Annotated in this window: 22 protein-coding genes and 1 other RNA gene; 13 read left to right on the top strand and 10 right to left on the bottom strand. The window is 66.3% G+C overall.

Annotation, left to right across the window (positions count from 1 at the left end; genetic code table 11):
* The first annotated feature begins 46 nt into the window (after nt 1-46).
* Nucleotides 47-433 carry an aspartate 1-decarboxylase gene (panD, locus tag F3J17_RS20130; protein WP_167062549.1) on the top strand — a complete coding sequence of 129 codons (387 nt, stop codon included), beginning with the start codon at nt 47-49 and terminating at the stop codon, nt 431-433.
* Between the two features lie 97 nt (nt 434-530).
* Here panD and F3J17_RS20125 read toward each other — a convergent pair whose 3' ends face one another.
* Entirely contained in the window at nt 531-1157 is a 627-nt protein-coding gene (locus F3J17_RS20125) for a ParA family protein (RefSeq protein ID WP_167062862.1), read from the bottom strand.
* 196 nt (nt 1158-1353) lie between these two features.
* On the opposite strand from F3J17_RS20125, the gene F3J17_RS20120 reads away from it, so the two are divergent.
* Nucleotides 1354-1773, top strand: coding sequence for a PaaI family thioesterase (locus F3J17_RS20120; protein ID WP_167062546.1), 420 nt, complete (start codon nt 1354-1356; stop codon nt 1771-1773).
* A gap of 4 nt (nt 1774-1777) precedes the next feature.
* On the opposite strand, the gene F3J17_RS20115 is transcribed toward F3J17_RS20120, so the two are convergent.
* A complete protein-coding gene (locus tag F3J17_RS20115; RefSeq protein ID WP_205194878.1) occupies nt 1778-3322 on the bottom strand; it encodes a cobyric acid synthase in 1545 nt (514 codons plus the stop codon).
* A 125-nt stretch (nt 3323-3447) separates the two neighbouring features.
* Here F3J17_RS20115 and cobU point away from each other — a divergent pair, with 125 nt between their 5' ends.
* From cobU to F3J17_RS20095, 4 genes are read left to right on the top strand one after another with little or no spacing between them, the layout of a single operon-like run.
* Complete coding sequence (gene cobU, locus F3J17_RS20110; RefSeq protein ID WP_167062543.1) at nt 3448-4023, top strand: bifunctional adenosylcobinamide kinase/adenosylcobinamide-phosphate guanylyltransferase; 576 nt, start codon at nt 3448-3450, stop codon at nt 4021-4023.
* Nucleotides 4017-4952: an adenosylcobinamide-phosphate synthase CbiB gene (cbiB, locus tag F3J17_RS20105; RefSeq protein WP_167062540.1), complete on the top strand. Its 936-nt coding sequence runs from the start codon at nt 4017-4019 to the stop codon at nt 4950-4952. Before cobU ends, cbiB begins: the two co-directional genes overlap by 7 nt.
* Complete coding sequence (cobD, locus tag F3J17_RS20100; RefSeq protein WP_167062537.1) at nt 4945-5967, top strand: threonine-phosphate decarboxylase CobD; 1023 nt, start codon at nt 4945-4947, stop codon at nt 5965-5967. The genes cbiB and cobD overlap by 8 nt, the downstream gene beginning before the upstream one ends.
* Nucleotides 5967-6857 carry a cobalamin-binding protein gene (locus F3J17_RS20095; protein ID WP_240161067.1) on the top strand — a complete coding sequence of 297 codons (891 nt, stop codon included), beginning with the start codon at nt 5967-5969 and terminating at the stop codon, nt 6855-6857. The genes cobD and F3J17_RS20095 overlap by 1 nt, the downstream gene beginning before the upstream one ends.
* Nucleotides 6858-6898: 41 nt before the next feature.
* On the opposite strand, the gene cobC is transcribed toward F3J17_RS20095, so the two are convergent.
* Genes cobC through F3J17_RS20070 form a run of 5 tightly spaced genes read right to left on the bottom strand, consistent with a single transcriptional unit; the run spans nt 6899 to nt 11245 of the window.
* Nucleotides 6899-7498 carry an alpha-ribazole phosphatase gene (gene cobC / locus F3J17_RS20090; protein ID WP_167062531.1) on the bottom strand — a complete coding sequence of 200 codons (600 nt, stop codon included), beginning with the start codon at nt 7496-7498 and terminating at the stop codon, nt 6899-6901.
* The gene (locus F3J17_RS20085; protein WP_167062857.1) at nt 7483-8250 is read right to left on the bottom strand and encodes an adenosylcobinamide-GDP ribazoletransferase; all 768 of its coding nucleotides are present in this window, start codon (nt 8248-8250) and stop codon (nt 7483-7485) included. Before F3J17_RS20085 ends, cobC begins: the two co-directional genes overlap by 16 nt.
* Before the next feature lie 53 nt (nt 8251-8303).
* Nucleotides 8304-9374, bottom strand: coding sequence for a nicotinate-nucleotide--dimethylbenzimidazole phosphoribosyltransferase (cobT, locus tag F3J17_RS20080; RefSeq protein ID WP_167062855.1), 1071 nt, complete (start codon nt 9372-9374; stop codon nt 8304-8306).
* 51 nt (nt 9375-9425) lie between these two features.
* Entirely contained in the window at nt 9426-10247 is an 822-nt protein-coding gene (locus F3J17_RS20075) for an ABC transporter ATP-binding protein (protein WP_167062528.1), read from the bottom strand.
* Nucleotides 10244-11245, bottom strand: coding sequence for an iron ABC transporter permease (locus tag F3J17_RS20070; RefSeq protein ID WP_240161078.1), 1002 nt, complete (start codon nt 11243-11245; stop codon nt 10244-10246). Before F3J17_RS20070 ends, F3J17_RS20075 begins: the two co-directional genes overlap by 4 nt.
* A gap of 509 nt (nt 11246-11754) precedes the next feature.
* On the opposite strand from F3J17_RS20070, the gene F3J17_RS20065 reads away from it, so the two are divergent.
* The 5 genes from F3J17_RS20065 to F3J17_RS20045 all read left to right on the top strand — a co-directional run bounded on the left by F3J17_RS20065 (nt 11755) and on the right by F3J17_RS20045 (nt 14273).
* The gene (locus F3J17_RS20065) at nt 11755-12105 is read left to right on the top strand and encodes an ATPase (protein WP_167062522.1); all 351 of its coding nucleotides are present in this window, start codon (nt 11755-11757) and stop codon (nt 12103-12105) included.
* Entirely contained in the window at nt 12102-12416 is a 315-nt protein-coding gene (locus tag F3J17_RS20060; RefSeq protein ID WP_167062519.1) for a cell division protein ZapA, read from the top strand. Before F3J17_RS20065 ends, F3J17_RS20060 begins: the two co-directional genes overlap by 4 nt.
* 113 nt (nt 12417-12529) lie before the next feature.
* A non-coding RNA gene (gene ssrS / locus F3J17_RS20055) (6S RNA) lies at nt 12530-12710 on the top strand.
* Nucleotides 12711-12796: 86 nt separating this feature from the next.
* Nucleotides 12797-13255, top strand: a complete 459-nt coding sequence (locus F3J17_RS20050; protein WP_167062516.1) for an EVE domain-containing protein — start codon at nt 12797-12799, stop codon at nt 13253-13255.
* Nucleotides 13256-13544: 289 nt separating this feature from the next.
* Nucleotides 13545-14273 carry an SIMPL domain-containing protein gene (locus tag F3J17_RS20045; protein ID WP_167062513.1) on the top strand — a complete coding sequence of 243 codons (729 nt, stop codon included), beginning with the start codon at nt 13545-13547 and terminating at the stop codon, nt 14271-14273.
* A gap of 72 nt (nt 14274-14345) precedes the next feature.
* Here the strand turns inward: F3J17_RS20045 and lgt are convergent, their stop codons facing one another.
* Nucleotides 14346-15260: a prolipoprotein diacylglyceryl transferase gene (lgt, locus tag F3J17_RS20040; RefSeq protein WP_167062510.1), complete on the bottom strand. Its 915-nt coding sequence runs from the start codon at nt 15258-15260 to the stop codon at nt 14346-14348.
* 283 nt (nt 15261-15543) lie between these two features.
* Between lgt and ilvD the strand changes: the two genes are divergently transcribed.
* Nucleotides 15544-17217 (top strand): dihydroxy-acid dehydratase, encoded by a 1674-nt coding sequence (gene ilvD / locus F3J17_RS20035; protein ID WP_167062507.1) that lies wholly within the window; start codon nt 15544-15546, stop codon nt 17215-17217.
* Between the two features lie 200 nt (nt 17218-17417).
* Complete coding sequence (locus F3J17_RS20030) at nt 17418-17783, top strand: c-type cytochrome (protein WP_240161077.1); 366 nt, start codon at nt 17418-17420, stop codon at nt 17781-17783.
* 9 nt (nt 17784-17792) lie between these two features.
* Here the strand turns inward: F3J17_RS20030 and F3J17_RS20025 are convergent, their stop codons facing one another.
* Complete coding sequence (locus F3J17_RS20025) at nt 17793-18365, bottom strand: DUF2486 family protein (protein WP_167062501.1); 573 nt, start codon at nt 18363-18365, stop codon at nt 17793-17795.
* Between the two features lie 67 nt (nt 18366-18432).
* Entirely contained in the window at nt 18433-18849 is a 417-nt protein-coding gene (locus F3J17_RS20020) for a DNA polymerase III subunit chi (protein WP_167062498.1), read from the bottom strand.
* Nucleotides 18850-18877 lie beyond the last annotated feature (28 nt).

Below are 18877 nucleotides of genomic sequence, written 5' to 3'. Positions count from 1 at the left end.
AATCTGCTGCGGCGGGCCAAGCGCCCGCTCGCCTGAGGAGACATCCATGCAACGCCATATGCTGAAGTCGAAGATCCACCGCGTCGCCGTCACGCACTGCGAACTGCACTACGAAGGTTCGTGCGCGATCGACGAAAACCTGCTCGAAGCGGCCAATATCGTCGAAAACGAGCGCATCGACATCTGGAACATCAACAACGGCGAGCGTTTTTCGACCTACGCGATCAAGGGCGAGCGCGGCAGCGGCATGATTTCGCTGAACGGTTCGGCGGCGCGCCGCGCGCAGCTGGGCGATCTGGTGATCATCGCCGCCTTCGCCAACGTCGATGAGGAAGAACTCAAGGCCGGCTGGAAGCCCGACCTCGTGTTCGTCGACGAAAACAACCGCATCAAGGGCAGCCGCGACCACGTGCCGACCCAGAACTGGACCTGAGCGCTTTTCAGTCGCGCCAGTCGAAAAAACGGGAGCCCTGTGGCTCCCGTTTGCGTTTTTACCGCCCGACTTTGACTTCCCGGCTTTACTTCTCGTTTTACTTCTCGTTCGCCCAGGCCAGAATCGACTGCCACTGGTCGAGATCCTTCTCCACGCGGCTTTTAGCGACGTCCCAGATCGTCAGGCCGTGCGCCGCCAGCTGCACGTAGTTCTGCGTGTCGCGCAGATAGCCCAGCACGGGCAGCTCCAGCCCTTCCACGAAACGCTGCAACTGCTCGGCCGAACGCGTGCGCGCGTCCACGCGCATGCCCACCACGCCGACCTTGATCGCGCCCTTGCGCACCGCCTTTTCTTTGGCGAGCCGGTCGAGAAAATCCTTGGTCGCCAGAATGTCGAACATCGACGGCTGCAGCGGCACGATCACCTTGTCCGCCAGCTCGACGATCGCATTCAGGCGATTGCCGTGCAGTCCGGCTGGCGTGTCGATCACGGCATGCTCCAGGCCCTTGGGCGGTTTCGCCGGATGATCCAGGTCGACCTGCCAGCTTTCGATGGCCGGCAGCGCCGCGGGGCGCAGATCGAGCCACGCGTGCGCCGACTGCTGCCGGTCCAGGTCGGCGAGCGCGACCCACTCGCCTTGCGCCGCGAAATAGCCGGCCAGATTGGTGGACAGCGTGCTTTTGCCGACGCCGCCCTTGGGGTTCGCCACCACGATCACCGTCATGAATGCTCCCGTCAGGATGGCTGGCGCAAGGCCAGCCGGTTTGCCGATTCTGCCAATCCTTTTGTTGCTCATTCCTACTGCGGGGTCGGCTCAGCCGATACCGCAACCGTCCGATAATATCGGCAAATGCTGCGGGGCCGAAGCCCCCGGTTTGCAAACACCCGACCAAATCGAACCCCACGGAGACCTTCGCCCCATGAGCACGCTACGCACCGACATGACCCTGGACTTCCTTCTTGAGCGCCAACGCGGCTGCCTGCCGGAGCTGATCGGCTTTCGCCCGGTCGCGCTCGAACAGGGCATCCTGCGCGCGGAACTCGACATCCGCAGCGAACTGCTTGCGCCCAACGGCTTTCTGCACGCGGCCACCGTCGTCTGTCTGGCCGACACGGCCTGCGGCTACGGTTGCCTCGCGCATCTGCCGCCCAACGCGAAGAACTTCACCACCATCGAACTCAAGAGCAACTTCCTCGGCACCGCGCGCGAAGGCCGGCTGAGCGTGGTGGCGACAGGCGTGCACCTGGGCCGCAGCACGCAGATCTGGGACGCCACCGTCACCGGCCCGGACGGCAAGACCACTGCCCTGTTCCGCTGCACGCAGATGGTGCTGTACTGAGCTTTCAGCGCATCGCCGCGTACAGACGCGGCAAATCCAGGCTTGCCGCCAGCGTATCGGCGAGCCGTTCGAGCGAGGCTTCGCGCAGCGCCGGATAGTCCACCTGCTGCGCGCCGGTCAGCCCCGCCCAGCCGAGCAGCGCGGCGCAGGCCTCGGGTGTGTCGAACAGACCGTGCAGATAGGTCGCCAGAATCTGCCCGTCGGCCGATTGCGCGCCGTCCACGCGCGCCTTGCCGCGCTCTTCGTGCGCTTCACCCTCGATTGAATCGATGCGCAGCGCGGGCGTCTGCAGCGCCGGGCCGCGCGTCACGCCCATGTGAATCTCGTAGCCGCGCACGTCCGCGCCCTCGCCCTCTCCCTCTCCCAGCGCGAGCCGCCCCGTCACGTTGCGCAGCGCCTTCTCGCGCGTGAGTTCGGTTTCGTAGTCGAGCCAGCCGAAACCCGCCGTCTCGCCCGGCTCGCCTTCGACGCCATGCGGATCGGCAATCACGCGCCCAAGCATCTGCATCCCCCCGCAGATGCCGATCAAGCGCCCGCCGTAGCGCAGATGCCGCTCCAGCGCCTTGTCCCAGCCCTGCGCGCGCAGCCACGCCAGATCGTCGCGTACGTTCTTCGAGCCCGGCAGGATCACCAGATCGGCGGGCGGCGGCGCGTTGCCCGCGCGCACGTAACTGAATTCGACCTGCGGATGCACGCGCAGCGCGTCGAAATCGGTGTGATTGCTGATGTGCGGCAGCGCCGGCACGACCACGCGCAGCGCCTGACCACCCGCCTGGGCGTGCGTATGCGCCGCGCCCGGCAGCATGTCCTCGGCGTCGAGCGTGAGGCCGTGCAGGTACGGCACCACGCCCAGCACGGGCTTGCCGGTCTGCGCTTCCAGCCAGTCGAGGCCTGGCTTGAGCAGCGACGGATCGCCGCGAAACCGGTTGATGATGAAACCCTTCACGCGCGCGCGCTCGCTGTCCGACAGACACGCGAGCGTGCCGATCAGATGCGCGAACACGCCGCCCCGATCGATATCGGCGACCAGCACGACCGGGCAATCGACCGCCTCGGCGAAACCCATGTTGGCGATGTCGTTGGCGCGCAGGTTGATCTCGGCGGGACTGCCCGCGCCTTCGACGAACACCGTGTCGTAACCCGCGCGCAGTCGCCCGTACGACTCCAGCACGGCCTCGCGCGCGATCGGCTTGTAGCTCTGGTAGGCGCGCGCATTCAGATTCATGCGCGCACGGCCGTGGATGATGACCTGCGAGCCCATGTCGCTATTGGGCTTGAGCAGCACGGGGTTGAGATCGGTATGCGGGGCGATCCCCGCGGCAATGGCCTGCAACGCCTGGGCCCGGCCGATCTCGCCGCCGTCTGCCGTGACGGCGCTGTTGAGCGCCATGTTCTGCGGCTTGAACGGCGCCACGCGCACGCCCGCGCGCCGCGCGAGACGGCACAGTCCGGCCACCAGCGTGCTCTTGCCGGCGTCGGACGTGGTGCCCTGAATCATGAGCGTGCCGCGCGGCAGGGCGGACGAAGGTGCGGAGGAATCGGCTGACATCGTGGCCTGGTACGTTCGGACGAAGGCGCATTATCCCATTGGCCCTACACGCACGGCAGCGCGGCCCTGCGAGGCGCGCGGTTACAGCCGACAGCCCCCTCGACTGCAGCCGCTACAATCACGCGATGATTTCACGCGATCTCACTTTCATCGTCGGCGGCGCGCGCTCGGGCAAGAGCGCCTACGCCGAACGTCTCGCCGCCGACAGCGGCCTGCCGGTCACCTACATCGCCACCGCCGCGGTGCCCACAGGCGCACAGGCGGATGCCGAATTCAACGCCCGCATCGGCCATCATCGCGCGCGGCGGCCCGCGCATTGGGGCCTCGTCGAAGCGTCGCTCGATCTGGCTGGCGCGCTCGACGCCGCCGCCGCGCCCGGCCACTGCGTGCTGATCGACTGCCTCACGCTCTGGCTCGCCACCCTGCTCTGTCCGCCCGATTCCGAACACCCGCGCCCCGACTGGCGCGAACGCATCGACGCCTTCGCGGCGGCCTGCGAACGCGCGCGCGGCACGGTGCTGGTGGTGAGCAACGAAATCGGCATGGGCGTCGTGCCGATGGGCGCAGCCACCCGCCTTTATGTCGACGAACTCGGCCGCCTGAACCAGCGCATCGCCACCATCGCCGACCGTGCGACGCTGATCGCCGCCGGCCTGCCGCTGGTCCTGAAAGCGCCTTCGAAGGCCGCGCCGTCATGCTGAGCCTGCCCGTCACCGCTGCACTCGCCGTCGCTGGCGTCGCCGTCGACCGCTGGTTCGGCGAGCCGCGCCGCGCGCATCCGCTGGTCGCCTTCGGCACGCTCGCCGGGCGCATCGAGAAGCGCCTGAATACCGGGCGGCGCGGCCGCCCGCTCGGCCTGCTCGCCTGGCTGCTCGCCGTCGCGCCGCCCGTCGTGATCGCGATGATCCTCTGCGCGGCGCTGCCCTGGCCGTTTGGCTGGGTGGTACATGTCGCGCTGCTGTGGTTCGCGCTCGGCGCACGCAGTCTCGAAGAACACATCGGGCCGATCGCCCGGGCGCTCGCCGAACGCGACCTCGCGGCGGCGCGCACGCTCACGGCGCGCATCGTTTCGCGCGACACCGCCAACGCCGACGCCACCGCGCTGTCGCGCGCGGCCTGCGAATCGGCGCTCGAAAACGGCAACGACGCGATCTTCGGCGCGCTGTTCTGGTTCGCCATCGCGGGCGGGCCGGGCGCGCTGGCGTTTCGCCTCGCCAACACGCTCGACGCGATGTGGGGCTATCGCACTCCGCGCTTCCTGCGCTTCGGCTGGGCAGCCGCGCGCATCGACGATGTGCTCAACTGGATTCCCGCGCGCCTCACGGCCACGAGCTACGCGCTGCTCGGCGACACGCGCATGGCGCTGCGCTGCTGGCGCGAGCAGGCGCGCCGCTGGGACAGCCCGAACGCCGGGCCGGTGATGGCCGCAGGCGCGGGCAGCCTGAACGTGCTGCTGGGCGGCGCGGCGGTCTATCACGGTGCGATCGAGGAACGCCCGCCGCTCGGCGCGGGCTTGCCGCCGCGGGCGCAGGACGTGGAAGCCGCACTGCGCCTCGTCGAACGCACCACCATCCTTTGGCTCGCCACGCTGATCGCGCTGGCTTTCGTGAGCGTGGCGACGCATGTCTGACACACCGCGCATGGTCGCGCACGGCGGCAATCTGCATGAGGCCGCGCAACGCTACGGCATCGGCTGGGCGTCGTGGATCGATCTGTCGACCGGCATCAATCCGCATGGTTATCCGGTGCCGCCGCTGCCGGCCGCTGCCTGGCGACGTTTGCCCGATGACGGCGACGGTTTCGCCGCCTGCGCCGCGCGCTACTATGGCGCGCCCGACGCCCAACACGTCCTGCCGGTAGCTGGAAGCCAGGCGGCGATCCGCGCATTGCCCGCGCTGCTGTCGCCCGCGCGGGTGGCCATCGCTGCGCTCACGTACGGCGAGTACGCGCCCGCTTTCGCCGAAGCCGGGCACACGGTCGTGCCGCTCGATATCGGCGCTCACACGCTGCCCCATGACGTCATGCACGCCGTCGTCGTCAATCCGAACAATCCGACCGCCACGCTCGTCGCCCGCGACACGCTGCTGCGCTGGCACGCGCAACTGGCGGCGCGTGGCGGCACGCTGATCGTCGATGAAGCATTCGCCGATGCCTATCCTCAGGCGCGCGCCGAATCGCTGGCCGATGCGGTCAATCTCGAAGGCCTCGTGGTGCTGCGCTCGCCGGGCAAATTCTTCGGCCTGGCGGGAGCACGCTGCGGCTTCGCGCTCGCGCGGCCCGCCTTGCTCGCGGCCTTGCGCGCGCGTCTGGGCGCCTGGACCGTGAGCGGCCCGGCGCGCCACGCCGTCACGCACGCATTCGAAGACGCCGCCTGGCAAGCATCGATGCGCGAGCGTCTGGCGGCGGACGGCGCGCGTCTCGCCGCACTGCTTTCGGCTCAGGGTTTCACGCCGCACGCCACGCCGCTCTACGCATGGATCGCCGAGCCGCGCGCCGCGCAGTTGCAGGACGCGCTCGCTGCTCGCGCGGTCTGGACGCGCCGCTTCGAAACGCCCGCAAGCCTGCGTTTCGGCCTGCCGGCTTCGGAGGAGGAATGGCAACGCTTTACCAGCGCGCTCGCGCAGGCCGTTCAGGTGATCGGCTGATGCGTGCGCATTTCCTGCTTGCGCTCGCCGCCGCGCTCACCATCGACATCGCCCACGCCGCCCCCGTGAGCGCCATCGACGATAACGGCGACACCATCACGCTGGCCGCGCCCGCGCAGCGCGTGGTGAGCCTCGCGCCGCACGTCACCGAGCTGATCTACGCGGCTGGCGGCGGCGCGAAGCTGGTGGGCGCGGTGAGCTACAGCGACTACCCGCCCGAAGCGAAGGCCGTGCCGCGCGTGGGCGACAACCGCGCGCTCGACCTCGAACGCATCGCCGCGCTCAAGCCCGATCTGATCGTCGTCTGGCGACACGGCAATGCGCAGCAGCAACTCGACCGTCTGCGCGAACTGCATATTCCGCTGTTTTTCAGCGAACCGCATCGGCTGGACGACGTGGCGACCTCGCTCACGCGTCTGGGTGCGCTGCTCGGCACGGAGCCGGCCGCGCAGGCGGCGGCGAGCGCTTATCGCGGCCAGATCGCGCAGCTGCGCGCGACCTACGCCCAGCGCGCGCCGGTGAACGTGTTCTATGAAGTGTGGGATCAGCCGCTCATGACGATCAACGGCGAGTCGATGATTTCCGATGCGATCGCGCTCTGCGGAGGCCGCAACGTGTTCGCCGCACTGCGTCCGCTGGTGCCGACGCTCTCGACCGAAGCCGTCATCGCCGCGAATCCCGATGCCATCGTGACCGCCTCAGCGGGCGCAACCGCGCCGGATCGCCCCTTGCCCGCGCTGGAGCACTGGCGCGCGTGGCCGCAGTTGAAAGCGGTAGCGCACGGCAACCTCTACGCCATCGACGGCGATCTGCTGTCGCGTGCGGGGCCGCGCATCGCCCAGGGCGCGCAAAAACTTTGCGAAGATTTGCAGCGTGCGCGCACGAATTGATCCGGCATCCGGATCAATGACGCTCACATCGCGCGCACGCTCTAAGCATTCCAGCGAGAAAGCAGCCATTCGCCGCCCGGCGATTCGCGCCGCAGCACGACGATGGCGGCCATGTCCAAAGGCCAGCGCACGCAACGTTCGAGCGATACGCCTAGCGCGCGTGCGGCAATCGTGCGGATTACGCCCGCATGCGCCATTGCCCATATCGTTGTGCGCGCATCGACGTGTTCTACTTCCAGCGCTTCGAACCACGATGTCACTCGCGCATCGAATTGCGCGACGCTTTCGCCGCCGTGATCGCGCGCGTGCAGAAAATTCGCCGCCCACGCGTCGATCTGCGTACGCTCGATGCCATCCCAGCGCTGCATTTCCCACGCGCCGAAATCCATTTCCGCGAGACGCGCATCTTCTTGCAGCGCGAGCGCGCCGTGCTCTCGCGCCAGCACGCGCGCCACGCTTGCGCAACGCATGAGCGGACTTGTTTCGATGCGCACGGGCGCGCGCACGCCCAATGCCACCAGCCGCGCGGCAATCGACGCCGCACCCGCTTCGGCATCGGCGGCAAGCGCCACGTCGGAGCGGCCGTAGCAGACGCCAGCCTCGACCGCCACGGCCGGATGGCGGATCAGGACGAGATCCATGCGAGTCCCATGAGGTAGATCGCGAGTTCGAAAATCTGCTGCGCGAAGCCCAGGCAATCGCCCGTATAGCCGCCGATGCGCCGCACGAAATAACGCCCCAGCGCGAAGCGCAGCACGCCAAGCAAGGCAAGCGTCGCGATGGCCGCACGCCAGTCCGGCCACGCGGGCCAGCACAGCCACGGCAGACCGAACACGGCCGCGACCAGCAACGCCGCCGCGCTCAGGCGCTGCGCAACCGGCTTCGCCTTGCCTTCGGCGCGCACATAATCGAGCGACGCCAGATAGCTGATCGCGAATACGCGGCTTGCCGCATGGCCCGCGATCATCAACGTGGCCGCGCGCCAAGGCGGCAGCATGGCGAGCGTTTGCCACTTCAAGGCCAGCGTAACGACCAGACCAATCGCCCCAAAAGCGCCGATGCGCGAGTCGTGCATGATGCGCAGCACGTCCTCTTTTTTGTACGCGCCGCCAAAGGCGTCGAGACAATCGGCGAGACCGTCTTCGTGGAACGCGCCTGTCACCAGCAAGCTTGCCGCCATCGAAAGCAGCACGGCCACACCGGCAGGGAACACGCGCAATGCGGCCAGATAGACGAGCGCCTCCAGCACGCCGATCAACACGCCAACGAGCGGAAAATAGCGCGCCGCCGCATTGAGCCACTGCGGTTCGAAGCCGACCCAGCGCGGCACCGGCACGCGCGTGAAATAGCCGAGCGCCGTGAAGAAATAGCGCACTTCCATCAGCGGATTCAATGCGCTCACGCTCGCTCCACGCGCGCCGGATTGTGCGCTTTTATCAGGCTCGTTCAATGCCCACGCTCGCTGCGGTCGTCGACGCCTGCCGATTCGAAGCTCGCCATCTCGTTGAGGAAGGCCGTGGCCGCGCGCAGCAACGGCACCGCCAGCGCCGCGCCGGTGCCTTCGCCCAGACGCAGATCGAGCGTGAGCAGCTCGCGTGCGCCGAAATGATCGAGCATGCGTCGATGCCCGGCTTCGTTCGACGCGTGCGCGAATACGCAGTAATCGCGCACATGCGGCGAGAGCGCATCGGCCACCACCAGCGCCGATGTCGCGATAAAGCCATCGACGAGAATCGCCATGCGCTGGCGCGCCGCTTCGAGATACGCGCCCGCCATCATGGCGATTTCGAAGCCGCCGAACGTTGCGAGCACATCGATCGGATCGCGCGCGCTGGCGTGGCGCGCGAGCGCCGCCGCCAGCACGTTGCGCTTTTTCGCGAGGCCCGCGTTGTCCAGGCCCGTACCGCGCCCGACGCATTCGTCGATCGGCACACCGCACAGACGGCTCATCAGACACGCCGCCGCCGAGGTATTCGCGATGCCCATCTCGCCAAAGCCGATCACGTTGGTGCCGAGCGCCGCGTGATGACGCACGCGCGCCGCGCCCGCCGCCAGCGCGGCGATGGCCTGCTCGCGCGTCATCGCCGTTTCGTGCGCGAAGTTGCGCGTGCCCGGGGCGATGGGCACGCAAACCAGCTTCGAGGTATCGACGTCCGGCAGCGGCGTCGCCACACCCGCATCGACGATTTCAAGCTCCAGGCCCGCCACGCCGCTGAACGCGTTGATCGCCGCGCCGCCTGCCAGGAAGTTCGCCACCATCTGCGCCGTGACGGCCTGCGGATAGGGGCTCACGCCTTCGTTCGCAATGCCGTGGTCGCCCGCGAACACGATCATCGCGGGACGCACGACGCGAGGCTGCGTGCTGCGCTGAATCATGCCGAGCTGGCGCGCAAGGGTTTCGAGGCGGCCGAGGCTGCCCGGCGGCTTGGTCTTGGTATCGATGAGATGCTGCAGCGTCTCGCGCAGCGAGGTGTCCAGCGGCTCGACAGTGATCAGATCGGAAAGCGTGTGGGTCATGGCGGTTCGGTTCGTGGCGATGCGTTGTGTCTGGCTTTGTACGAGCGTCATTCAGCGATCGTACGGGTAATCAGTGTGCGTGGCCGTGCCCAGCGCGGGCACGAGCGCTTCGTGTGGACCGTCGCGTATCAGTGCGAGCGGATGGCCGAACGCTTCGCTTGCGCGCTCGGCCGTGAGTACGTCGCGCACCGGCCCGGCCCAGCACGCGCCACGGCCATCGAGCAGCAAGGCGTGCGTCGCGTAGCGGCGCGCGAGATTGAGATCGTGGCAGGACAGCACCACCGTGCGGGCGTCGGCACGCACCCATCGATTCAACGCTTCGAGACACGCAATCTGATGATGCAGGTCCAGATGCGCGAGCGGTTCGTCGAGCAGGAGCAGCGGCGCGTCCTGACACAGCGCCGCCGCAAGCGCCACGCGCTGACGTTCGCCGCCAGAGAGCGATAGCACATCGCGCGCGGCAAACGATTCGAGGCCAAGCTGTGCGAGCGCGGCATGCGCGGCGGCGCGGTCGTCGTCGCTTTCCCAGCCCCAGCCCGCGAGATGCGGATAACGATTGAGCAGCACGATGTCGAGCACGCTCGCGCTAAAGGCGTCGCGCACGTCTTGCGGCATCAGCGCGCGGCGTTGCGCGAGACGCGCGGGCTTCCAGTCGCGCAGCGCGATGCCGTCGATTTCGACATGTCCCGCGGCCGGAGAGCGCAATCCCGCAAGCGTGGCGATCAAAGTGGTTTTACCCGCGCCGTTCGCACCGGCCACGCACCAGATTTCGCCTGCGCCGAAGCGTTGTGTGAGATTCCCGACGAGCGTGCGCGAGCCCACGCACAACGTGAGCGCGTGCGCAGCGAACATGGGTTGCGTGTGCGTCGTCATGTCGGGCGTCTGCGTAGCAACATCCACAGGAACATCGGCACGCCCGCGAGCGCGGTCACAACGCCCACCGGCAATTGCGTCGGCGCGGCGATGGTTCGCGCCGCGAGATCGGCGGCCATCACGGCGAGGCCGCCCGCGAGCGCCGCCGCGGGCACGAGCATGCGCTGGTCGTTGCCAAATGCGAGCCGCAACACATGCGGCACGACGAGCCCGACAAAGCCGATGGTGCCGCCCGTCGTCACCGCCACAGCCGCCGCCAGCGAGGCCGCCAGATAAACCCCCAGGCGCAGGCGCAGCACCGGCACCCCCAGCGCCTGCGCAGCGGCGTCGCCGCGCAGCAGCACGTTCAGACGCGGCGCGGCGCGCACGCCGAAAATCAGCACGAGTGCCAGCGCGGTCCACGCGGGCCATGCCTTGCCGATGCCGTCGAGATCGCCCGTCAGCCAGAACAGCATGCCGCGCAGCCGCGTGTCGGGCGCAAGCGTGAGCAGCAAGGTGATGAGCGCGCCCCACCCCGCCGCCGTCACCGCGCCGGTGAGCAGCAGACGCGGCGAGCTGTCCTGCGGTTCGCCGCGCCAGAGTTCGCGGCGCGCGAGGCCGAGCACCAGCAGGATCGACACGAATGCGCCTGCACAGGCGCTCGCCTGCACGGCCCACCATGCGAAGCCCGCGATCATCGCAACGAGGGCGAAGGCCGCCGCGCCACCCGAGACGCCCAGCACATAGGGCTCAGCCAGCGGATTGCGCAGCAACACCTGCAGCAGCGCGCCCGCGAGCGCGAGCAACGCGCCACACGCAAAGCCACCGAGCGAGCGCGGCAGCCGCAGCGTTTGCACGATCTCGACCGCGAGTTCGTGCGGCCCTGCATCAGGCCAGAGCGCGTGCAGCGCCTGAGTGAAGGTCACCGGCACGCTGCCGATCACGAGCGACGCGAAAAACACCGCGCAGGAAGCCAGCGCAAGCGCGCACCAGATCGTCACGGCGCGGCGTGCATGCATCGCCGGGCGAGCGGCGCCAGGCGCACGCGATCCTGGCAGCGCGTGGGCCTGGCGCGGTTCGTCGGAGCTTACGGTTGGCATCGTGGGCGGCGGTCGAAATCGGTCGAAATCAGTCGGTCGTAAAAGGACTGCAAAACAGGGGCTGCAAAGCAGGTTTCGCTATTGTCCGTTTTTTTCCCTGGTGAGATGAAATGGTCGTAAAAGACAGGCGCAATGCTGCACGGAACAAGGCCGCGCCTGCCACGTCTTGTCCCCTCTTTCAGGCGGCTTTAGACGATTCACATGGGTAGAAAAGCCCGATGGCGCGTGTCAACACGGCGTCATTATTGCAGCGCACGCGCACTCGACCTGGCGTCGAATCCGTGAAATCGCGGGGCCGCGGGTCCGCATTTTGAGCCTGAAACTGCAAGATACGGGCAAGAAGTAGGGTTGTTACGTCTGGAAACGTCGCGGATGTCGGAATACGCGACAATCCGCGCTAGAATGCCTGTCTTTAGAGGACGCAGCACATGCTCAACGAACTCGAAACACTCTCACAAAACATCGGGCGGCTGATCGAGATCAATCAGCGCCATCATGAAGCACGCGTGGCGCTCGAAGAGCAACTCGCGCAATTGCGCGCGCAATGCGAAGCGACGCGCGTCGAACTCGAACAGGTGCGCGAAGAGCGCAACGCGTTGCAGGCCGAGCGCGATGGTCTGTCCGCCAAGATCGACGACGCGCAGGTCCGACTGAACGCGATCCTCGAAAAGCTGCCCCGCGCCCGCGCAGGTGCAGACCGCGAGAACCAGCTCGATCTGCTCGACCCATCGCAGGACGCCGCCGACGACAATGCCGCTCGCCACGGAGAAAATGCATGACGAACAAACAGATCGAAGCGACGATTCTGGGCCAGACCTATCGCCTCGCCTGTTCGCCGGAAACCGAAGCCGCGCTGCTTGAAGCCGTCGCGCGCGTGGATGCGGAAATGTCGAAGATCCGCAATCACAGCAACGTGCGTGGTCAGGACCGTATTGCAGTGATGGCCGCGCTTTCGCTGGCCTCGGAACTGCTGCGTTTGCAGACCAGCGTGCGACACGGCGAAGCATTCCCAGCCGAAGAAATCCGTCGTACAATGCGCCAAATGAATGAACAGCTTGGCGCAGTGATACAGCAGTACGGTGTGCAATAAGCGCGGTGTTCGAAACACAGTATTCGAAACTTAGCGCTGTAAAAGCAGCCTCATGATGCGTTAGAATGCAGTTCATTGAAGCGTACACAGTACGTTTCGAAACAGTTTAGTCAGCTTCCCTGCCTGGTTCGCCAAGGTCATATATTCCTTGAACCAATGCCATGTGCACGGTTGCGGAAATTTGTAGCACGGGTGTGCGCGTCACTAGTCTGATGTACCCGAAGTGCTGCTAACTGCGACCAATTCTGAACCCTCGGTTCAGGATGCCGGCCTAGCGGCTAAGGCGGGGACCTATTCAAACGGCATCGGACATGTGTCCGATGCCGTTTTCCGTTGGGGCCTCCCCCACCTCTCCTACTTCCGACGCTCTTCTTCGACTCATGCGCTACTGGCTAATGAAGTCCGAACCCGACGAAGCAAGCATCGACGATCTCGCCAACGCCCCGCAGCACACCTTGCCGTGGACGGGCGTGCGTAACTACCAGGCGCGCAACTTCATGCGCGACACCATGCAGATCGGCGATGGCGTGCTCTTTTATCATTCGAGCTGTCCTGAGCCCGGCATTGCGGGGCTGGCGCAGGTGTCGTCGACGCCGTATCCCGATCCCACCCAGTTCGATCCGAAGAGCCCTTACTACGACGCCAAATCCACGCAGGAAAATCCGCGCTGGATGCTGGTCGATGTGGTGTTCAAGAAGAAGTCTGCGTTGATCCCGCTCGCGACCTTGCGCGAGCATGACGAACTCGCCGACATGCGCGTGCTCGCCAAAGGTAATCGCCTTTCCATCACGCCAGTGACGAAGTCCGAGTGGGACTTCATCACGAAACGGCTGATGTAACGCTTTCGCTTCATCAAGGGCAAGGCCGCGTTGCAAGCGCGCTCCGCAATCTACAAATATTGCAAAGCGCCTCGCCCCAGCGGGAACCCCGCGCGCGGCATATCGCTCAAAGAACACGCACGGCCGCACACGCTTCACTTCTCGCCGTTTCGCCCCCGGACACCCAGCCGACACGCGCCCCCGTTCTTGCGCACAATCATGCGCTCGCGCGGCACGTGTACGTGTTGCTTTCCGGTGTCGATGTACGTGTGCTGGCCGCTTGCGCAATCCGTTCTGCAAGGAGCCCAAAATGAAGAGAACAACCGCCGTCACGCTCGCCGCCGCTTTCGCCGCTGCTGTCCCGCTGGCCATGACGCTCGCGCCGCGTGCCGCGTACGCACAGAGCGAAGCGCGCTATCAACCTTCGGGCGTGCTCTCGCTGTCCTCGCAGGCAAGCGCCGAAGTCCCGCAGGACGTCGTCACGATCACGCTGTTCTACGAGCAGGAAGCGAGCGATCCCGCCACGCTGACCAACACGCTCAATCAGCGCGCCGATTCGGCGCTACAAAAAGCCAAGGGCGTTGCGGGCGTCACGGCGCGCTCGGGCCAGTTCTCGATCTATCCGTCCACCGATCGCGACGGCCGCATTTCCGCCTGGCGCGGCCGCACGGAAGTCGTGCTGGAGTCGCATGACTTCGCGGCGGCATCGAAGCTCGCTGGCGATATTTCGTCGGTGATGCAGGTAGGCAATGTGCAGTTCTCGCTCTCGCCCGAAGCACAGCGCGCCGCCGAACAGAAGCTCTCCGGCGAAGCGATCGCCTCGTTCCGCGAGCAGGCCTCCGCTGCGGCACGCGCGTTTGGCTACAGCAGCTATTCGATCCGCGACGTGAACGTGGGCCACAACGGCGTCGCTCCGCGTCCGATGATGATGATGAGCGCACGCGCCGCCAGCGCCGATGCCAAGATGGCGCCGATGCCGCTCGAAGGCGGCACCTCGACGGTGACCGTCAACGTTTCGGGCTCGGTGCAGATGAAGTAAAAGCCCGCGCCACAAACGAAAAAGCCACGGTAAAAACCGTGGCTTTTTTCATGGTGCGCGTTGAGCAAAGAATCAGCTCTTCGCGGCAACCGTCTGTTGCGAAGCCGGATTGCGCTTCGCGCGGCGATACGCCCAGATCATCAGCAGCACGCCCGCGATAATCATCGGCAGCGACAGCCATTGGCCCATCGACAGACCCAGCGCGAGCAGGCCGAGGAAGTCGTCCGGTTCGCGCGCGAATTCCACCGTGAAGCGCGCAAGACCGTAACCGATCAGGAACATCGCCGAGATCGCGCCCACCGGACGCGGCTTGCGCGAGAACAGGATCAGCACGATGAACAGCGCCACGCCTTCGAGCGCGATTTCATACAGCTCGGACGGGTGACGCGGCAGCAGGTGATACTGCGCGAACACTTCGTTCAGATGCCACTTCGCGGCCAGCGCCGGATGCGTCTGCAGCCAGGCGGCGTCGTCGTTCGCCGCGCCCGGGAACATCATCGCCCAGGGCGAATCGGGCGAAGTCACGCGGCCCCACAGCTCGCCGTTGATGAAGTTGCCCAGACGTCCGGCGGCCAGACCCGTCGGCACCATCGGCGCGACGAAGTCGGTCACCTGCAGCCACGTGCGCCCGCGTTGCCACGCGAACAGCACCATCGCGAAGGTTACGCCCAGGAAGCCGCCGTGGAACGACATGCCGCCTTCCCACACCTTGAAGATGTCGAGCGGATGCGCGAAATACCAGCTCGCCTTGTAGAACAGCACGTAGCCGAGGCGCCCGCCCAGGATGGTGCCGAGCACGCCGTAGAACAGCATGTCGTCGATGTCCTTGGCGGTCCAGCCCTGCGCGGCCACGAACGGCAGGCGCAGGCGCAGACGGCCGATCACGATCGCGAGAATGAAGCCGACGAGATACATGAGGCCGTACCAGCGCACGGCGAGCGGCCCCAGATGGATGGCGACAGGGTCGAAATTCGGGTGAATGAGCATCGTGGAAAGCGTTCTTGTCGGCGGTGAGCTGTGAAAGCGGATTGCAGGATGCGCCGCGGTTGGCGACGCCGAAGCGTGACATTATCGCCGACGCGAGGGGCCGCGAGCCATTTTGCACATCCGGCACTTTAAGGGCCGGATATGAAAACCGCATGCGCGGGCGGTGCGCGGGCCGATTGCGGCGTTTCACAGAGATATGGCCCGAATAATAGCCTTGGACATTGGGCGCTTCACGCACCATCCTGTTTCAACAAGTCCGAGACACGTCCAACGGAGCGTCCCCATGTCCTACAACCGTCGTTCGAAGCACATCACGCAAGGCGTCGCGCGCTCGCCGAACCGCTCGATGTATTACGCGCTCGGCTACGAGAAGGCCGACTTCGACAAACCGATGATCGGCATCGCCAACGGCCATTCGACCATCACGCCGTGTAACGCGGGCCTGCAGCGCCTCGCCGACGCCGCCGTGGAAGCCATCAAACGCGCCGACGCCAATCCGCAGACCTTCGGCACGCCGACGATCTCCGACGGCATGTCGATGGGCACCGAGGGCATGAAGTATTCGCTGGTCTCGCGCGAGGTGATCGCCGATTGCATCGAAACCTGCGTGCAGGGGCAATGGATGGACGGCGTGGTCGTGATCGGCGGCTGCGACAAGAACATGCCGGGCGGCATGATCGCGCTCGCCCGCATCAACGTGCCGGGCATCTATGTGTATGGCGGCACGATCCGGCCGGGACACTGGAAGGGCCAGGATCTGACCATCGTGTCGGCGTTTGAAGCCGTCGGCGAATTCACCGCCGGGCGCATGAGCGAAGAGGACTTCGAAGGCGTCGAGAAAAACGCCTGCCCGTCTACCGGTTCGTGCGGCGGCATGTACACCGCCAATACGATGAGTTCGTCGTTCGAGGCGCTGGGCATGTCGCTGCTCTATTCGTCGACGATGGCCAATCCCGATCAGGAAAAGGTTGATTCGGCCGCCGAATCGGCGCGCGTTCTGGTCGAAGCGGTCAAGAAGGATCTCAAGCCGCGCGACATCATCACGAAGAAGTCGATCGAAAACGCCGTGGCGCTCATCATGGCGACGGGCGGCTCGACCAATGCCGTGCTGCACTATCTGGCGATCGCGCACGCCGCCGAAATCGACTGGAGCATCGACGACTTCGAGCGCATGCGCAAGAAAGTGCCGGTGATCTGCGACCTCAAGCCATCGGGGCACTACGTGGCCACCGATCTGCACGCGGCGGGCGGCATTCCGCAGGTGCTCAAGCTGCTGCTGGACGCGGGCATGCTGCACGGCGACTGCATGACCATCACCGGGCGCACCATTGCCGAAGAACTCAAGGATGTGCCGTCAAAGCCGCGCGCCGACCAGAAGGTGATCTATCCCATCGACCAGGCGCTCTACAAGGAAGGCCATCTGGCGATCCTCAAGGGCAACCTCGCCACCGACGGCGCGGTCGCCAAGATCACGGGACTGAAGAACCCCGTCATCACCGGCCCGGCGCGCGTGTTCGACGACGAGCAGAGCGCGATGGACGCCATCCTCGCCGACAAGATCAAAGCGGGCGACATCGTCGTGCTGCGCTATCTGGGTCCTAAGGGCGGTCCGGGCATGCCGGAGATGCTCGCGCCTACGTCGGCGATCATCGGCAAGGGGCTGGGCGAGTCGGTCGGCCTGATCACCGACGGGCGCTTTTCGGGCGGGACATGGGGCATGGTGGTGGGCCACGTCGCGCCCGAGGCCTTCGAGGGCGGCGCGATCGCGCTGGTGCAGGAAGGCGATTCGATCACCATCGACGCGCACAAGCTGCTGCTCCAGCTGAACATCGACGACGCCGAACTGGCGCGCCGCCGCGCCGCGTGGAAGCAGCCCGCGCCGCGCTACACGCGCGGCGTGCTGGCGAAATTCGCGGCGCTCACGCGGCCCTCTAACCTGGGCGCGGTGACGGGATAAGGCTGGATTCGCAGTTTGTCGCCATGCATCAATAGACGAAAGGGCGCGCTGTCAGAGCACGCGCCCTTTGCTTCTATAATGCGACGACACAGCCGGCGACCACGCTGGCGGAGACCAGCATGAAACTGAAGTCGCAAGCGAAGAACAAGACAGCGACGCCGGCCGCCCCGCTGGCACGGACCAAGGCCGCAACGGCTGCGATGGCCGCAAGCGCGGCATTGACGTTGAGCTGCGCACTGGCTGCGCCGGGCGTCGCCCATGCGCAAGCCGGGTCCGCGAATAATGCGAACAGCGCGAACGGTGCGAACAACCCCACCACCGGCCTTGCCCTCGCGCAGCAACAGAACTGCATGAGCTGCCATTCGGTGACGCGCACCTTCATGGGCCCGGCCCTGCGCGATGTGGCGTCGAAGTACGCAGCCAAACCCGAGGCGCAGACCTATCTCTCGCACAAGATCATGGAAGGCAGCGCGGGCGTCTGGGGCATGGTGCCCATGCCCGCCAACACCCAACTGAGCCCGGGCCAGGCGGCCATGCTCGCAAGCTGGATTCTGACGCTGAAGTGAGCCTGAGGATTACGCGCTGGGCGTGTTCCCTGCGGTGGTTCCATGCGTCTCGCGCGCGGCCAGTTCCTCGCGCACCGCGGCCTTCACCCAGCCTTTGAGTTCGGTTTCGAGCGCAAGGCCAATCTCACGCGATACCTGCCCGACGATCCAGTGCGAATGCTCCTGCATCGCCGCACTGCAACGCTGCTCGATTACGCCGCGCCCTTCGCCGGTTAGCCAGCTCAATGCGCGTCCGCGCAGACGCTCGACCAGCGCGTCGGCATCCTGGGCGTAGAGGGCGTAGGTATCTTCGCGCACAGGCGCGGATGCGGCTGCCGGCTCTGTGGCGAACTCGGGCGTTTGCTCAGGCGCAAGCGTGGGTTCGTGTACGGAGTGCACGGCGGCCATCGTCTCGGCGGACGTGGGCGTCGCGAACGGCTCCGGCGCGGACGCCGGCACCGAACCCGCCAGCGCGGCCGCGTCCGCCGCTTCCGGCACACGCGAGCGCTCGAACGGCGAGCGCGCCCGCAGCAGATTGCCCGCCACGAGGATGTCGCTCAAAAGCGGGATCGGGGCCTCTTCGATCTCATGCAGGTCGGACACGATCACCTCCTTCGGATATCGATCTGGCAAATCATCAAGCCTGGCACGCGACCGCTGCTGCGAACGCTCAGCCGCCCTGCTTGTAGTTGTTCAGCGTATAGCCGCGGTCACGATAGAAGCGATAGCGCTCGCGGCCCGACGCCAGTTCCTCGGGCGCATCGCCGATCACTTCCAGCAAACGCTCGAAGCGCGCGAACTGCGGCGGCACCGCCGCGCCGAGATTGAGGAGCACGCGATGATGCGGCGCACGCTCAAGATCGGCGGTCAGCACGATAGGCGTCTGCGCGGCCTCCGCGTTGTCGGCCATGCAGTGCGGCACGAACTCAAGCGGCGAGAACGTCCACAACAGCTCGTCGAAGGTGCGCAGGCGCGCCGGTTCGGCCAGCACGATGACCTGCTGGTCGGCCAGATACGCCTTGCGCACCAGACGGCACGCATACAGCAGCGCATCGCCCACATTGGTGTGGAAGTCGATGCGCGTCATGCTGCGATGCCTTCTTTCGCTACGTTCA

It is taken from the genome of Burkholderia sp. Ax-1719, assembly GCF_011753055.1.
Taxonomy (GTDB): domain Bacteria; phylum Pseudomonadota; class Gammaproteobacteria; order Burkholderiales; family Burkholderiaceae; genus Paraburkholderia.
The sequence above is the reverse complement of the archived record's forward strand: the minus strand, read 5'-3'. Positions and strand labels throughout refer to the sequence as shown.

Excerpts from the sequence above, each read along its gene's own strand:
- panD (WP_167062549.1), top strand. The coding sequence starts at position 47 with ATGCAACGCCATATGCTGAAGTCGAAGATCCACCGCGTCGCCGTCACG.
- F3J17_RS20125 (WP_167062862.1), bottom strand. The coding sequence starts at position 1,157 with ATGACGGTGATCGTGGTGGCGAACCCCAAGGGCGGCGTCGGCAAAAGC.
- F3J17_RS20120 (WP_167062546.1), top strand. The coding sequence starts at position 1,354 with ATGAGCACGCTACGCACCGACATGACCCTGGACTTCCTTCTTGAGCGC.
- F3J17_RS20115 (WP_205194878.1), bottom strand. The coding sequence starts at position 3,322 with ATGTCAGCCGATTCCTCCGCACCTTCGTCCGCCCTGCCGCGCGGCACG.
- cobU (WP_167062543.1), top strand. The coding sequence starts at position 3,448 with ATGATTTCACGCGATCTCACTTTCATCGTCGGCGGCGCGCGCTCGGGC.
- cbiB (WP_167062540.1), top strand. The coding sequence starts at position 4,017 with ATGCTGAGCCTGCCCGTCACCGCTGCACTCGCCGTCGCTGGCGTCGCC.
- cobD (WP_167062537.1), top strand. The coding sequence starts at position 4,945 with ATGTCTGACACACCGCGCATGGTCGCGCACGGCGGCAATCTGCATGAG.
- F3J17_RS20095 (WP_240161067.1), top strand. The coding sequence starts at position 5,967 with ATGCGTGCGCATTTCCTGCTTGCGCTCGCCGCCGCGCTCACCATCGAC.
- cobC (WP_167062531.1), bottom strand. The coding sequence starts at position 7,498 with ATGGATCTCGTCCTGATCCGCCATCCGGCCGTGGCGGTCGAGGCTGGC.
- cobT (WP_167062855.1), bottom strand. The coding sequence starts at position 9,374 with ATGACCCACACGCTTTCCGATCTGATCACTGTCGAGCCGCTGGACACC.
- F3J17_RS20075 (WP_167062528.1), bottom strand. The coding sequence starts at position 10,247 with ATGACGACGCACACGCAACCCATGTTCGCTGCGCACGCGCTCACGTTG.
- F3J17_RS20070 (WP_240161078.1), bottom strand. The coding sequence starts at position 11,245 with ATGCATGCACGCCGCGCCGTGACGATCTGGTGCGCGCTTGCGCTGGCT.
- F3J17_RS20065 (WP_167062522.1), top strand. The coding sequence starts at position 11,755 with ATGCTCAACGAACTCGAAACACTCTCACAAAACATCGGGCGGCTGATC.
- F3J17_RS20060 (WP_167062519.1), top strand. The coding sequence starts at position 12,102 with ATGACGAACAAACAGATCGAAGCGACGATTCTGGGCCAGACCTATCGC.
- F3J17_RS20050 (WP_167062516.1), top strand. The coding sequence starts at position 12,797 with ATGCGCTACTGGCTAATGAAGTCCGAACCCGACGAAGCAAGCATCGAC.
- F3J17_RS20045 (WP_167062513.1), top strand. The coding sequence starts at position 13,545 with ATGAAGAGAACAACCGCCGTCACGCTCGCCGCCGCTTTCGCCGCTGCT.
- lgt (WP_167062510.1), bottom strand. The coding sequence starts at position 15,260 with ATGCTCATTCACCCGAATTTCGACCCTGTCGCCATCCATCTGGGGCCG.
- ilvD (WP_167062507.1), top strand. The coding sequence starts at position 15,544 with ATGTCCTACAACCGTCGTTCGAAGCACATCACGCAAGGCGTCGCGCGC.
- F3J17_RS20030 (WP_240161077.1), top strand. The coding sequence starts at position 17,418 with ATGGCCGCAAGCGCGGCATTGACGTTGAGCTGCGCACTGGCTGCGCCG.
- F3J17_RS20020 (WP_167062498.1), bottom strand. The coding sequence starts at position 18,849 with ATGACGCGCATCGACTTCCACACCAATGTGGGCGATGCGCTGCTGTAT.